We start from the raw sequence: 13,353 nt of genomic DNA on the forward strand, positions 1-13,353 counted from the left end.
ACCTCACCGATTTCGCCAGTTGGCCGAGGTGGTGCGTCAAGGCCGCTTTCTGCAATGGGCGATCGGCCCCCGTCAAAAATGCACCTTGAGCAAGAGACTCAACGCGTTCTGGTCGGTAGGGAATCCGCTCGTGTCTTCAATCCCGTATTTATTCGACCAGTAATCCCACTCAAGTCCCGCATAAAAACGTTTTTGCTGTTGCCCCAGCGCCTTGCCCACGTCGTATTTGACTTGTGGGTTGAAGTGAAAGCTCCTGGCCACATAGTTGGAGGTGCCTTTGTTGCCGACGTCGTTGACGTACCACTCCAGATAGCCGTCGAAAAGAATGTCGGAGCGACCCACCGGGAGGGTCATGGACCAGGTCGGGTTGATCTGCCATTGACCTGAGGCCTTACCGGTGATGCCGTCGGGTTTGCGGTAGTAGGTATTCAGGGAAAAGCGATCGAAGCCTGGAAGCATGAGGTCGACAGCAGGACCCAGCAGGTATTTGCGATTGCGGTTTTCACCGCGCTCGTAGGTGGCGGCGATGAGGACGTCCTTGACGATGCCATAGCTCAGGGAGCGGTCACTGATTTTGCCCAGCGACAGCCGTGGGGAGAATTCACCGTAGTAGGAATGGCCGTCGGCACCCGAGAGTCCGCTGGACCATTTGTTGTCGACGAACATGAAGATATCGCCCCACGTCCAGCCGCTGGCGTGCTCGAAGCTCAGCGTTTGCTGAGTATCGTCGCCTGTGCCGTCGACTTTGAAATGCTGGCCGTAGAGGTAGCTCAAGCTGTTGTCGTTCCACAACAGAGGGCCAGCTTCGGCGCCGGCGCTGGCCAGCGCAAACAGCGGAGGCAGGCTGCGACGCAGCAGCGAAGGTGCAAGTAATGGAATACGCGATGTTTTCATGGGCTGCCCTTGTCAGGTGATTGGCGGATATCACCGGCAAGGCATGGCCGAGCTGCGGATCAAGCAGCTGCTCTGGCCCTCAAATTAACGAGGGGCGACCCTTGCCGGGTACGCGGCGTAATGCCGCCAGAGCAATGCCCTGCACCTCGGGTTCTGTTGAGAGCCCTCTGTGCTGACCGCTTCTACTCGATTCCGGACTAAGCAGGGGTTGTGCCAACTGAGCGAATACAATCTTCAACCCTCATTCAGCACAATCGATGCGTAAAACTGAATACTTTGCAGCTATCGGTTGCGCACCAGATTGAGGCGCGCTCACTTGGATTCGCACCGTTGCGATTCGCCTGCCCACCTCGTGCTGATTGCCTCGCCCGCCGGATCCCGTGAGGGCGGGCCTGCGACGGCTTGGCACACTTTTGGCTATGACTGCTTTCGAGTAGAAGCGGTCAGTGCCAGCAATGGCACCGGGCATTGCTCTTGCGCCCTTCCCTGTGGGCGTACGTCCGATTGGATGCTTGAACGCGGCGCCAGCGCCCCGGGCAAGAGAGAAGTGTCAGCCGTGTAACTACGCATACGCGCCCTCTCTCCTCCCCTTGTTCTCTCCAATCGGTCCCGCGCTGGCGTGCCGATTGGCGCGCGGCGGTTTTCGAATCGTTGTGGAGAACACATCATGAAAATTCGCTTTGCCTTGGGTCAACCGCTTCGCTCGCTACTGGCCATGGCGCTTGTGCCCGCCGCCCTGATCGCGTCTCCACTGGCTTTGGCCAATGACAAGGTGGTGCTGCTTACTTCCTGGTATGCCCAAGCTGAACAGGGCGGTTTCTACCAGGCCCTGGCGGATGGACTGTATGAAAAAGAAGGCCTGGACGTGACCATCCGCATGGGTGGCCCGCAGGTCAATGGCATGCAGCTGCTGCTCAACAAGCAGGCCGATTTCATCGTCAACTACGACTTGCAGATTCTCAAAAGTGTGGAGCAAGGCATGCCGGTGGTGGCCGTGGCCGCGCCCTTTCAAGGTGACCCTCAGGGTCTGCTGACCCATGCCGATGTGAGCGGCCTGGATGCCTTGCAGAACAAGCAGGTGCTGGTTTCCACCGCCGGCCAGCAAACCTGGTGGCCGTGGCTCAAGGGCAAATATCAGCTCAAGGACAGCCAGGCCCGTCCCTACACCTTCAACCTGCAACCCTTCCTCGCGGACGCCAACACCACGCAGCAGGCCTATGCCAGCTCCGAGTTGTTCCAGGCGTTGAAGATCGGGGAGAAAGCCAACTTCTTCCTGTTCGCCGACGCCGGTTACCCACCCTACGGCTCGACGCTGGCCACTCGCCAAGACGTGATTGATCAGCATCCTGAGCGAGTCCAGCGCTTTGTTCGCGCCTCGATGGAGGGCTGGAAGCGCTACCTCGACAACCCGAGCGCCAACCACCTGATCAAGGCCGATAACCCGAACATGAGCGATGAATTGCTCGCCTGGGGCTTGTCGACGCTCAAGCAATATCGCCTGGTCACCGGCGGTGATGCCGCCACCCAAGGCATCGGCGTGATGAGCGATGCGCGCTGGCAGGCCACGCGCAATTTCATGGTCGACGCCGGCCTGCTCGGTGCCGATGCGCCTTGGCAGAAGGCCTACACCACGCGCTTCGTCGAGGACTTGAAGGTACTGCCTGGCGCCGAACAGTCCGCCAGCCGCTGAGCCTGATTGCAAGACTGCTGAACCCAGAGCCCGAGCCCAAGAGCCGGCTGAACGAATACCGTGAGGACACTTGTTATGTTGGTCACCAAACAACCTGTATTGCGCCGTTTCTGGTATGCCCTGCTGCCCATGACCGCGCTGGATGCCGGCCCGCAGCCCTTCACTTTACTCGGTGAGGCGCTGGTGCTGTGGAAGCGCCCCGACGGCACCCCGGTGGCCATGCGCGACCGTTGCTGCCACCGCACCGCCAGGCTATCGAAAGGTTTTGTCAGCGAGGACGGCAACATCGCCTGCGGCTATCACGGCTGGGAATATGATTGCACCGGCACCTGCGTGAAGATCCCGCAAAACCCTGCGCGCATGATTCCGCCGGGCGCCTCGGTCCAGGCCTTTCACTGCCAGGAAAAATACGGCTACGCCTGGGTTGCCCTCGACGATCCTCTGCAACCAATCCCTGAGTTTCCCGAGGATGGCGCCCCGGGCTACCGGCGCATCTTCCAGTTTTATGAAGAGTGGAAAACCAGCCCGCTGCGGGTCATGGAAAACTCCTTTGACAACTCGCATTTTTCCTTCGTCCACAAAGCCAATTTCGGCCTTTTCGACCAGCCCGCGCCGGCCGGCTACGAGTTTCGCGAAACCGACTACGGCTTCGAGGCTGAGACGCGGGTGCCGATCCGCAATCCTGAGGAGAGCTATCGCATCACCGGCACCCGCGAGCCGATTACCCAGCGCCATCTGATCAACCGCTACTACCTGCCATTCTCCCGGCGCTTTGGCTGCATGTACCCGGACAGCGGCATCCATCACATCATCTACAACTGCGCGACACCCATGGAAGACGGGCGCCTGATGCTGGTCCAGTGGCTGTATCGCAATGACAGTGAAGAGCAATGCTCGACCCAGGAACTGATCGACTGGGACGCAGCGATCACCGCCGAAGACCGCGACATCCTCGAAGCCACCGATTACGACGCCTGTGTCGATACTCGCCGGCGTGTGGAACTGCACATGCCGTCGGACAAGCCTGGCCTGGTGATTCGCCGGCAATTGCTGGGCCTGCTCGAAGCTCACGGTGAAAGTGAAGTGTTCCTCAGCCATTGAAGTCAGCGCCCCGGTGTGCCGGGGCTTTACCGGACGCTCATGACCCAAGGGGAGAGCGCTATGTTGATGCAAACCATAACTGGGGCCAACGCCCTGCCACAGGCGTTGCCACGGGGCGACAGCGTCGGCGTGCAAACACCACTGTTCGCCAATCAGGTGGAAAAAACCTACAGCAACGGCACCCAGGCCTTGAGCCGGGTGAAGCTGGCCATTCAGCGCGGCGAGTTCGTTTCATTGCTCGGCCCGTCGGGCTGCGGCAAGAGCACCCTGCTGAAAATGTTCGCCGGCCTCGAAAAGCCCTCCGCCGGCCACGTGCGCTGGTGGGGCAAAGACAGCCCGGCCAGCCCGACCCAAGGGCAAAGCCTGGCGATGGTTTTCCAGGAGGCGACCCTGATGCCTTGGGCGAAGGTCAGCGACAACGTGCGCCTGCCGCTGGATCTGGCCAATGTGCCCAAAGCCCAGAGCCAGCCAAAGGTCGACGCAGCCCTTGCTCTTGTCGGCTTGGACCGCTTCAGCCAGGTGTACCCGCGGGAACTGTCCGGCGGCATGCAAATGCGCGCGTCCATCGCCCGGGCCTTGGCCACCGAGCCCAATCTGCTGCTGATGGACGAGCCCTTCGGCGCCCTGGATGAGTTCACCCGCAACAAGCTCGACAGCGACCTGCGTCAGCTGTGGGCTAGCCGCGACCTGACCGTGGTGTTCGTCACCCACAGCATTTTTGAGGCCGTCTACCTGTCATCGCGGGTGGTGGTGATGGGTGCGCGCCCGGGCCGAGTAATCGCCGACATCGAAATCGACGGCCCGTTGGAACGAGACGAGGCCTACCGCACCTCCCCGGCCTTTATCGCGCAGTGCGCACGCCTGTCCCGGCTGCTGGCCGAGGCCAATGGCGATCCTTGCTGACTTTATTGAGAGCCCGCTCATGAACCCGTCCTTTACTCCCTGGTTACGTCACCCCACGGTGTTGCGCATCGTCTCGCCGCTGCTGCTCGGCGCGGTATTGCTGGGTCTGTGGCAACTGGCATGTGTGGCCTGGAAGGTGCCGGTGTATCTGGTGCCCTCCCCGGTCGATATCGGCCGTACCCTGATCAGCGATGGCCCGATGCTGTTCGGTGCATTGTGGATGACCTTGAAGATCACTTTTTTCTCCTTTGCGCTGGCGGTGCTTATCGGCACCCTGGCGGCCTTTGTGTTTGTGCAGAGCCGCGTGCTGGAAGCCAGCCTGTTTCCCTACGCCATCCTGTTGCAGGTGACGCCGGTGGTGGCCGTCGCGCCGCTGATCATCATCTGGTGCAGCAATACCACGCTGGCGTTGATTATTTGCGCGACTTTGGTGGCGATTTTCCCGATCATCGCCAACACCGTACTCGGCTTGCGCAGCGTCAACCCCGGCCTGCTCAATCTGTTCCGCCTGAACCGCGCCAGCCGCTGGCAGGTGCTGTTGCGCCTGCGCATTCCCAGCGCCCTGCCGTGTTTTTTTGCCGGGCTGCGCATTGCCAGCGGGCTGGCGTTGATCGGCGCGGTGGTGGCGGAGTTCGTCGCCGGCACCGGGGGCACCGGTGCAGGGCTGGCGTATCAGATTCTCCAGGCCGGCTTTCAACTGAATATTCCGAGGCTGTTCGCTGCCCTGCTGCTGATCGCCTTGACCGGTGTCGCGTTATTCAGCCTGATGGCCGTGCTGGCCCGGTTGAGCCTGCGCAACTGGCACGAAAGCGAACTCGGCTGACCCTTTGAATCCGCCGCAGGCGCGGCGTATGGAGCCTCACATGAAGATTCAAAATAGCTGGCTGGTACGTAACGCCAGCGCCATCCTCACCGGCTTGTCCGGTGCGGCGGCGCGCCACGCCGGGCCTGATATCCGTATCGTCGACGGCCGCATCAGCGCCATCGGCGCCCTGCAACCCCAGCCCGGCGAGCGAGTGCTGGATGCCACCGATTGCGTGGTCTACCCGGCGTGGGTCAATACCCACCATCACCTGTTTCAATCGCTGCTCAAAGGCATTCCCGCAGGTATCGACCAGAGTCTGGGAGCCTGGCTGGGTGCCGTGCCCTATCGCTATCGCGGCGCGTTTGACGAGCAAAGCTTTCGCCTCGCCGCGCGCATTGGCCTGGTCGAATTGGCACGATCCGGCTGCGCCACCGTCGCAGACCATCATTACCTGTACTTGCCGGGCATGGACTTTGACAGTGCCGAGGTGCTGTTCGAGGAAGCCGAACGGCTGGGGCTGCGGTTTGTTCTCTGCCGTGGCGGAGCCACGCAAGCACGGCAAGCCGAAGGCAAGTCCGTGGCCGGGCCGGAGACCCTGGAGCAATACCTGGACGACGTCGAGCGTCTGGTGCGGCGCTACCACGACCCGGCCGCCGATGCCTGGCGGCGGGTGGTGATGGCGCCCACCAGCCCGCCCTACTCCATGCCTGCCGAACACCTGCGCGAAACCGCCCGGGTCGCCCGGCGACTGGGCATTCGCCTGCACAGCCATCTGAGCGAAACCGTCGAATATCAAAATGAGGTGCAGCAACGCCACGGCATGTCGCCAGTGGCGTTGTGTGCCGAGCACGAGTGGCTGGGGCCGGACGTGTGGTTCGCGCATTTGGTGAAACTCGACGCCGAGGAAATCCGCATGCTCGGGGCCAGCGGTACGGGCATTGCCCATTGCCCGCAAAGCAATGGCCGCCTGGGCAGTGGCATTGCCGATGTGGTGGCCATGGAGGCTGCGGGAATGCCGGTGTCGATTGGCGTGGATGGCGCCGCCTCCAACGAGGCCTGCGACATGATCAGCGAAACCCACGCCGCCTGGCTGATGCAACGGGCCAGACTTGGCGAACGGGCCCGTCCGCGTTATGCCGGCGGTGACGAGGAAGGCGGTGCCAGCGCGGCCACGGTGGAAGACGTGGTGCGCTGGGGTACGTCTGGCGGGGCTCGGGTGCTGGGGCTGGACGCCGTGGGCAGCGTGCAAGTGGGCATGGCGGCCGACCTGGCGATCTACCGCCTGGACCAGCCGCGATACTTCGGCCTGCATGACCCGGCGATCGGGCCGGTGGTGGGCGGAGGACGCCCGACGTTGCGCGCCTTGCTGGTCGCTGGGCGGTTGACCGTACACGACGACCAGTTGCCTGACTTCGACCTGGCCGAACTCGGCGCCCAGGCCCGGGACGCGGTGCGGCGGTTGCAGCAGGCCGCAGGCGTACGCTCATGAGCTGATCTCCCCGGCACGCGCTGCCGTGCCAATACTCGCCCGCATCAAATGCCGGGACTGTCATCAGATAGTTTTATGGTCCCGGAGAAGAAAGCAGCGGACGGCGTATCACAAGGCGCTTCTACAACAATTGCTCGCGTAGAAAATCGATGAACGCCATCGTCCGCGCTGAACGTCGTCGCTCGCGGCTGAGTACAGCGCTGACAGGCAGCGCGCTGGTCTGATAGTTGTCGAGGACGGTACTCACCGTGCCCTGCTCGACGTCAGCTGTGAACAGCCATTGCGGTGAGAGGGAAATACCCAGGCCGGAGAGCACCATTTCGCGGATGGCCTCGCTGCTGTTGCTGGTGACGTTGCCCTGAATGGCTACATCGAGTTCCTCGGCGCTGCGGGTAAAGTGCCAACGGTCGTAATGCTCCAGCAACGTGAAGCCGATGCAGTTGTGATCGGACAGTTCGCTTGGCTCAAGTGGCACGCCGTGCAGAGCCAGGTAACCGGGCGCGGCATAGACACGCCGTGGGCTATTGCCTAGTGGCAGTGCCACCAATCCCTCGCTCTTCACCGCGCCAATGCGAATAGCCAGATCGATGTTTTCCTTGAGCAGGTCTTCATTGTGGTCACTCAGCCGCAGGTCAATCCGCACGTCAGGATGGCGTTGCAGGAAAATCCCTATGAGCGGTGCTATGCATAACCTTCCATAACTGACCGGCGCGGCGACTCGTAAAGGGCCGGCGATCTGCTCCTGGCCACTGGTAAAGCTCCGTGTAGCAGTTTCGACGTGGCCGAGAATTTTCTGGCAGTGGTCGTAGAAGCGTTGACCTTGGTCGGTCAGGGCCAAATTCCGAGTGCTGCGTGCGAACAATGGCCCACCCAGATACTGCTCCAGCGCGCGCACTTGCTTGCTCACTGCCGGCTGCCCCATGTTCAGTTCACGGGCGACCGCCGAGAAGGACCCGCGCTCCACGACGCGAACAAAGACATGCATGCTGTCGAACAGATCCATCGACGATTGGTTCTCTTTGCGGAATAAGTCATATGCACATTGGGTTTGTTATCGGAATGATTAAAGCGCGGCAATCTGTAAGCGTCCATCCCAACACAGGTTCCCGCCATGAAACATTCCATGCTTGCCGCCATCGCCGAGTCCGCTCAATCCCCGCTGGCCATCCGTCACATCGATCGCCCTGTTGCCGGTAAGGGGCAAGTATTGGTCAAGGTTCACGCCGCAGGGGTCAATCCGCTCGATACCAAAATTGCCGCCGGCGCAGGGGCTCACGCCCGTCAAACGCTGCCGGCCGTGCTCGGCCTTGACCTCGCCGGTACGGTGGTTGAAGTGGGTGAAGCAGTCCAAGGATTCACCCAGGGCCAGGAAGTCTTCGGCATGCCCGGCGGGATCGGCGGTGCCCAAGGCACCATGGCCGAGTACATTGCCGTGGATGCCCGCCTGATCGCGGTCAAGCCACACACCCTCAGCATGCGTGAGGCGGCTGCATTGCCTTTGGTATTCATCACCGCGTGGGAAGGTCTGGTCGATCGAGCCAATGTCCGCTCCGGCCAGCGTGTCCTGATTCATGGCGGCGCGGGCGGGGTCGGCCAAGTGGCTGTGCAACTGGCCAAGGCTCGCGGTGCCGATGTCTACGCCACCGGTTCGGCGGGCAGTCTGGACTTCATACGCTCGCTGGGGGCGACGGCGATCGACTATCAGGCACAGAGCGTTGAGGATTATGTCGAGCACTACACCGCCGGCGAAGGGTTTGACATTGTCTACGACACCGTCGGCGGCAGCACGCTGGATGCATCATTCAAAGCCGTGAAAGCCTATACCGGGCACGTGCTGAGCTGCCTGGGTTGGGGCCAGCACAGCCTGGCACCGTTGTCGTTCAAAAGTGCCACCTACTCGGGGGTTTTCACTCTGGCTCCGCTGCTCACCGGCAAAGGACGCGAACATCACGGCGCTATCCTGCGCGAGGCCGCTGCGCTGGCCAACGCGGATCAACTGACGATCCGCGTGGATCAACAGTACTTTGCACTGCAAGACGTCAACGAGGCGTTTCGCCAAGTCGCCGAAGGCCGCGGCAAGGGCAAGACGGTGATCGAGTTTGTGGGTGCATAGCTTCTTGTAATCTCTTCATAGCGCTAACGGCCAAAAGCGTCCGCCTTTGGCCGTTAGTTGCCACACAAGGGCAACCGCTTTCGGCCAAGAGCTGCCGCCCCCATGGTCTTCTCCAGCGCAAAACGCTGTCGCCAGTTGCTGCCGAACGTACGGCACACCTACTGGCATGGGCCGCACACCATATGGATGGCAACCCGATTCCTGTAGGCGGCTCTTTCTATGAGAGCTGGCCTCTCACCCATTTGTATTTACCTGGCCTGAACAAACCGCTGCTCAAGGTTTTCTTTTGCATTGCTCTTCGGGCGCACCATATCCCCAAGTGATGATGGCTTCGGCCTTATGTTCCCAAAGCGATTCATTACGCCCGACGTACTTGATGCCCATGCCACTGAGTTGCTGGTACATCAGCGATACGCTGTCGCCACGCTCGGCTATTAATGTCGGCGGATCAGTTTCGAAGAACCTGACAGTTACCTCGTTTGCATGGTTGCCGTCGCATTCGTAAAAGACAGGCCCAGTGCCAGAGATCAGTCGGTACCGTGCTTGCAACTCAGCGATACGGTTATGGTATTCCATGCGCAGGCATGCACCGACGTCATCACTCTTCCAGCAATCGTCCCGCCCCTTGATCCACCCCCGCTGCTCTGCTTTGAGCATTGGAGGATGCTCGTTGCCAGCCTTGATACTCGCACTGGCATACACTGCCGAGAGTTTGCGATCGAGGGCAGATAATTCCTTGTCTTCACATATCAATGCTTCGACACCGCCAGGCTCCGCCTTTGAGCAATCGTAAGATGGACCAGGTGACGAATTGATAGCCGACGATGTTCCCGTGCGCGCCCCGGTCGACTGTATCGCACTGATTTGCTGATCAATGTAATTGCACCACTGTTCGGAGCTTCGCTCAGGGACATCTGACCCCTCTTGAACCCCCAGCTTTATCTCGATCACTGACTTCCATTCGTCAGAACCTAGATCCGGTCCGTGCCCTTGCATATCAGCCGTATGCAGAACCTTATCGACCGATTGATACCACGTGTTTGAGCATTGAGATTGCGCCTTGGCAACGCCTGTGACGCCAATCAGTAGCAAAACCAAATATTTGCGCATGTGCGGTTTCCCTGGATTTACGCAGTCGCCGACCAGTCATCTTAGCCGGTCTCATCCGCTAGTGATTGGTGAGTCAACAGTGATTGCAGCATAAGAAGTCCTCGCTGCGCAGGCACGCCTGATGCGTCTAGGCCTTCAGCACAGTTCGGGTTTGCTCAGCAATTTCCAGATGTCGATATTTGGCGATTGTGTATGTACATGGTGGTGCCCTCCACGTGGGTGAAGGACCGGGGTGGATCAGTCGCGCGGCACCGTTGTCGGATTCGGCCAGAAGCAGACACTTAAAAAGCTCAACGATCAGGTTCTCATGTCATGAAATCATCCGGCTGCCGTACCATCGGCACATCGACAAAACGGAGGTTGATATGGGAAATGGTCAGGGCAAAAGGGTCGTTGTCATTGGTGCAGGCATCGTTGGCGCGTCATTGGCGTATCACTTGGCAAGTAAAGGCGCGAATGTCACTTTGGTAGAAGCTGAAGATATAGCTTCGGGAGTGACTGGCAGCTCATTCGCCTGGCTCAATGCCTCACACCCCGAACCCGACCCAATCGCGCAACTGCGCGGTTCTGCCATCAAGGAGTACCGCCGACTCGAAACGCAGCTGCCAGGTCTGGAGATAAGATGGACAGGCGCCTTGTCTTACAGTGCGATGGCGATTGAGGCGCTGCCAGTCTCAGGTCACCAGGCTTCAGCAAACCTGGTGTCTCGATCGCGGATTCTCGACTTGGAACCAAATCTCAAGAACCCTCCCCAGTCTGCTCTGTATGCGGCTGAAGAAGGAGCGCTGGACGCAGTGGCAGCTACGCATGCGTTGATCGCAGGTGCGCAGGCATATGGGGCGAAGATTCTCACTCAGACGCGAGTGCTCGGTTTGGTAACCCAGAGTGCAACGGTGACTGGAGTCGAAACAACGATAGGCAGCCTCGATGCCGATATTGTCGTACTGGCAGCCGGGGCAGGCATCACGAAACTGACAGACATGCTTGGAGTGTCCCTGCCAATAGAGGCCTCCCCTGCCATTTTCATCCGTTACAAGTCACAACCCGACCTCGTACACACCCTCATATCCAGCCCTGAAATGGAAGTGCGGCAAAGTTCGGATGGTGCGTTGCTCGCGGCGGAAGATTATCTGGACGATGCCGTGGAAAATCAGCCGGCAGCGATAGCGCTTCGCACTGCCAAGACAATCCAGAACGAACTCCATGGTGTCGTCTCCATAGAACTGGAACGGGCTTGTGTCGGCCTCAGGCCCATGCCTGCCGATGGCATCCCCATCATCGGTTATCTCCCCAATGTAGGTGGCGTCTACGTTTGTGCAATGCACCCTGGAATTACTCTGGCGGCGATAGTGGGACGTCTGGCCAGCGAGGAGATCATCGATGACAAGGTGTCCAGTGCCCTTTGCCCATGCCGGCCTGATCGATTTTTGCAAGCGGAGGGAAGCCTCTTGTGAGGCAGAAATCGGCCAAGAGCAGACGTTCGAACCCAAGGTGATGCGATGAAGAGAAAAACTAGAATGACTGCACCTCTGACCAGTAACGCAGCAACCCAGCCTGGGCCTATTACCGGGATCGGCGCGTCAGCCTGAACCGTGGCCATTGTCCAAGAAACCCGGGGCGTCATTTCGCCCAAAGCAGACCCTACGCGCGACGTATTTGCCTGATGGCCCAACGCCTGAGTAGAATGCGATTCATTATCAATCATGTATGTCCCGGGATGCCGATGCGTAGCGACGAAACACTAGGTACTGCAGATCCAGGGCTGCTCTATCGCACCCACTTCTCGTGGTTACAGGGCTGGCTGATTCGGCGCATCGGCTGTCGCGACAACGCCGCAGATCTGGCGCAGGACACCTTTGTGCGTGTGCTCAAACACCGTCACCAGTCCGGCGCCCTGCGCGAGCCACGTGCTTATTTGAGCAGCATTGCCCGAGGGTTGATGATTGATCAGTATCGTCGTCGCGAACTCGAACGTGCCTACCTGGAAAGCATCATCTTGCTGCCTCAACACGAGGTTCCATCGGAAGAAAGCCGGCTGATGATTCTCGATGCGCTCGAGCGCATAGACCGTCTGCTTGACTCGCTTAAACCAAGAGTACGCCAGGCGTTTTTATTTGCCCGACTCGACGGTCTGACCTGCGCACAAATCGCCGAAAAGCTCGGTGTTTCCCGCGCGACGGTGGAGCGCGATCTGGCCACGGCCCTGCAACATTGCTATCGCTTGCGTTATGTCGAGGCCTGAGCCCGAGGCGCTGGATCCGGCCATTGTCGAGCAGGCGATCCAATGGCTGGTGCGCCTTCGCTTCAATCAGGCCGATGAACAGACACAGCGCACGTTTGAGCACTGGCTGCAGCAGCGCCCGGAGCATGGATTGGCGTGGCAGCGTGTGGAAACGCTGGGCGATGAATTCGAAGGCGTGCCAGCTCAGCTGGCTCGACAAACCCTTAAGGGCGCCCAGCATGGAATGCGCCGGCGGGAAAGCCTGAAGCTACTGGGCGTATTGGCGACGGTCGGCACGGCAGCCTGGCTCGGCCGCGACTACACCCCCCTGCCCTCCATGCTGGCACAGCAGCGCAGCAGCACCGGCGAGCAACGACGTTTCGAACTCGATGATGGCAGCCTTATTCAGCTCAATAGCGATAGCGCCGTCGACAGCGATTTCGACGCCCAGCGGCGCCTGATCATCCTGCGCCGTGGTGAAATCATCGTGAATGTCGGTGCGGATCAATACTCCCCGCAAGCGCGACCGTTGTGGGTGCAATCACGCGACGGGATCATGCGAGCCCACAGCTCGCGCTTTCTGGTCCGCGAGCGTGACGACGGCACTCTGGTCGCGGCCCAGGAAGGATCAGTCACGGTGTTCCCCGGCGCCAGTCAAACGCCTGCGAGCCGCAACGTCCTGGCAGGAAACCAACTGCTGTTCACCTCAAGTGACGCCCGAACGTTCAGGGACAACGGCCTTGATCCATGGGGTTGGGGTGACGGTGTGATCAGTGCGAACCATATGCGCCTTGGTGACTTCATCGCAGAGTTGTCGCGTTATCGCCCAGGAGTCCTGCGCTGCGCCGAAGAGGTCGCTGATCGTCGCGTTTCCGGCACTTTCCAGCTCGCCGACAACGATCGGGTCCTGGCATTGATCGCGCAGTCACTGCGCCTGCACATTGATTACCGAACCCGTTACTGGGTCACCGTGAGCGCTGCGACCTGAGTCCACCTGAATATTTTTCTGCTACCTGAAAAATAATGA

Annotated in this window: 12 protein-coding genes; 9 read left to right on the top strand and 3 right to left on the bottom strand. The window is 60.1% G+C overall.

Translation table 11 applies throughout. From position 1 onward, the window contains the following. Positions 1 to 72: 72 nt before the first annotated feature. Positions 73 to 894 (bottom strand): outer membrane protein OmpK, encoded by an 822-nt coding sequence (locus ASG55_RS10015; protein ID WP_082530278.1) that lies wholly within the window; start codon positions 892 to 894, stop codon positions 73 to 75. Between the two features lie 667 nt (positions 895 to 1,561). On the opposite strand from ASG55_RS10015, the gene ASG55_RS10020 reads away from it, so the two are divergent. The 5 genes from ASG55_RS10020 (at position 1,562) to ASG55_RS10040 (ending at position 6,882) form a co-directional block, all read left to right on the top strand. Beyond that, positions 1,562 to 2,584, top strand: a complete 1,023-nt coding sequence (locus ASG55_RS10020; protein WP_056786053.1) for an ABC transporter substrate-binding protein — start codon at positions 1,562 to 1,564, stop codon at positions 2,582 to 2,584. A gap of 75 nt (positions 2,585 to 2,659) precedes the next feature. After that, positions 2,660 to 3,685 (top strand): aromatic ring-hydroxylating dioxygenase subunit alpha, encoded by a 1,026-nt coding sequence (locus ASG55_RS10025; protein ID WP_056786055.1) that lies wholly within the window; start codon positions 2,660 to 2,662, stop codon positions 3,683 to 3,685. Positions 3,686 to 3,745: 60 nt separating this feature from the next. Next, positions 3,746 to 4,588, top strand: coding sequence for an ABC transporter ATP-binding protein (locus ASG55_RS10030; RefSeq protein ID WP_056786058.1), 843 nt, complete (start codon positions 3,746 to 3,748; stop codon positions 4,586 to 4,588). Between the two features lie 19 nt (positions 4,589 to 4,607). Beyond that, positions 4,608 to 5,411, top strand: a complete 804-nt coding sequence (locus ASG55_RS10035) for an ABC transporter permease (protein WP_056786061.1) — start codon at positions 4,608 to 4,610, stop codon at positions 5,409 to 5,411. A gap of 40 nt (positions 5,412 to 5,451) precedes the next feature. Further along, the gene (locus tag ASG55_RS10040; RefSeq protein WP_056786064.1) at positions 5,452 to 6,882 is read left to right on the top strand and encodes an amidohydrolase family protein; all 1,431 of its coding nucleotides are present in this window, start codon (positions 5,452 to 5,454) and stop codon (positions 6,880 to 6,882) included. A 121-nt stretch (positions 6,883 to 7,003) separates the two neighbouring features. On the opposite strand, the gene ASG55_RS10045 is transcribed toward ASG55_RS10040, so the two are convergent. After that, a complete protein-coding gene (locus ASG55_RS10045; protein WP_056786066.1) occupies positions 7,004 to 7,885 on the bottom strand; it encodes a LysR family transcriptional regulator in 882 nt (293 codons plus the stop codon). Positions 7,886 to 7,993: 108 nt separating this feature from the next. On the opposite strand from ASG55_RS10045, the gene ASG55_RS10050 reads away from it, so the two are divergent. Beyond that, entirely contained in the window at positions 7,994 to 8,995 is a 1,002-nt protein-coding gene (locus ASG55_RS10050) for a zinc-dependent alcohol dehydrogenase family protein (RefSeq protein WP_056786068.1), read from the top strand. 273 nt (positions 8,996 to 9,268) lie between these two features. Here the strand turns inward: ASG55_RS10050 and ASG55_RS10055 are convergent, their stop codons facing one another. Next, the gene (locus ASG55_RS10055; RefSeq protein ID WP_056786070.1) at positions 9,269 to 10,105 is read right to left on the bottom strand and encodes an MliC family protein; all 837 of its coding nucleotides are present in this window, start codon (positions 10,103 to 10,105) and stop codon (positions 9,269 to 9,271) included. Between the two features lie 365 nt (positions 10,106 to 10,470). On the opposite strand from ASG55_RS10055, the gene ASG55_RS10060 reads away from it, so the two are divergent. The 3 genes from ASG55_RS10060 (at position 10,471) to ASG55_RS10070 (ending at position 13,314) form a co-directional block, all read left to right on the top strand. Next, positions 10,471 to 11,559, top strand: a complete 1,089-nt coding sequence (locus ASG55_RS10060; protein ID WP_056786072.1) for an NAD(P)/FAD-dependent oxidoreductase — start codon at positions 10,471 to 10,473, stop codon at positions 11,557 to 11,559. Positions 11,560 to 11,828: 269 nt separating this feature from the next. Then, the gene (locus tag ASG55_RS10065) at positions 11,829 to 12,347 is read left to right on the top strand and encodes a sigma-70 family RNA polymerase sigma factor (protein WP_056786863.1); all 519 of its coding nucleotides are present in this window, start codon (positions 11,829 to 11,831) and stop codon (positions 12,345 to 12,347) included. Beyond that, positions 12,334 to 13,314 (top strand): DUF4880 domain-containing protein, encoded by a 981-nt coding sequence (locus tag ASG55_RS10070; RefSeq protein WP_056786074.1) that lies wholly within the window; start codon positions 12,334 to 12,336, stop codon positions 13,312 to 13,314. The genes ASG55_RS10065 and ASG55_RS10070 overlap by 14 nt, the downstream gene beginning before the upstream one ends. Positions 13,315 to 13,353: the final 39 nt, after the last annotated feature.

Source organism: Pseudomonas sp. Leaf434 (genome assembly GCF_001425545.1).
In the GTDB taxonomy this organism is placed as follows: Bacteria; Pseudomonadota; Gammaproteobacteria; order Pseudomonadales; family Pseudomonadaceae; genus Aquipseudomonas; species Aquipseudomonas siliginis.

What these genes read in the sequence shown, in the direction of transcription:
- ASG55_RS10015 (WP_082530278.1), bottom strand. Translation starts at nt 894, where the DNA reads ATGAAAACATCGCGTATTCCATTACTTGCACCTTCGCTGCTGCGTCGC.
- ASG55_RS10020 (WP_056786053.1), top strand. Translation starts at nt 1,562, where the DNA reads ATGAAAATTCGCTTTGCCTTGGGTCAACCGCTTCGCTCGCTACTGGCC.
- ASG55_RS10025 (WP_056786055.1), top strand. Translation starts at nt 2,660, where the DNA reads ATGTTGGTCACCAAACAACCTGTATTGCGCCGTTTCTGGTATGCCCTG.
- ASG55_RS10030 (WP_056786058.1), top strand. Translation starts at nt 3,746, where the DNA reads ATGTTGATGCAAACCATAACTGGGGCCAACGCCCTGCCACAGGCGTTG.
- ASG55_RS10035 (WP_056786061.1), top strand. Translation starts at nt 4,608, where the DNA reads ATGAACCCGTCCTTTACTCCCTGGTTACGTCACCCCACGGTGTTGCGC.
- ASG55_RS10040 (WP_056786064.1), top strand. Translation starts at nt 5,452, where the DNA reads ATGAAGATTCAAAATAGCTGGCTGGTACGTAACGCCAGCGCCATCCTC.
- ASG55_RS10045 (WP_056786066.1), bottom strand. Translation starts at nt 7,885, where the DNA reads ATGGATCTGTTCGACAGCATGCATGTCTTTGTTCGCGTCGTGGAGCGC.
- ASG55_RS10050 (WP_056786068.1), top strand. Translation starts at nt 7,994, where the DNA reads ATGAAACATTCCATGCTTGCCGCCATCGCCGAGTCCGCTCAATCCCCG.
- ASG55_RS10055 (WP_056786070.1), bottom strand. Translation starts at nt 10,105, where the DNA reads ATGCGCAAATATTTGGTTTTGCTACTGATTGGCGTCACAGGCGTTGCC.
- ASG55_RS10060 (WP_056786072.1), top strand. Translation starts at nt 10,471, where the DNA reads ATGGGAAATGGTCAGGGCAAAAGGGTCGTTGTCATTGGTGCAGGCATC.
- ASG55_RS10065 (WP_056786863.1), top strand. Translation starts at nt 11,829, where the DNA reads ATGCGTAGCGACGAAACACTAGGTACTGCAGATCCAGGGCTGCTCTAT.
- ASG55_RS10070 (WP_056786074.1), top strand. Translation starts at nt 12,334, where the DNA reads ATGTCGAGGCCTGAGCCCGAGGCGCTGGATCCGGCCATTGTCGAGCAG.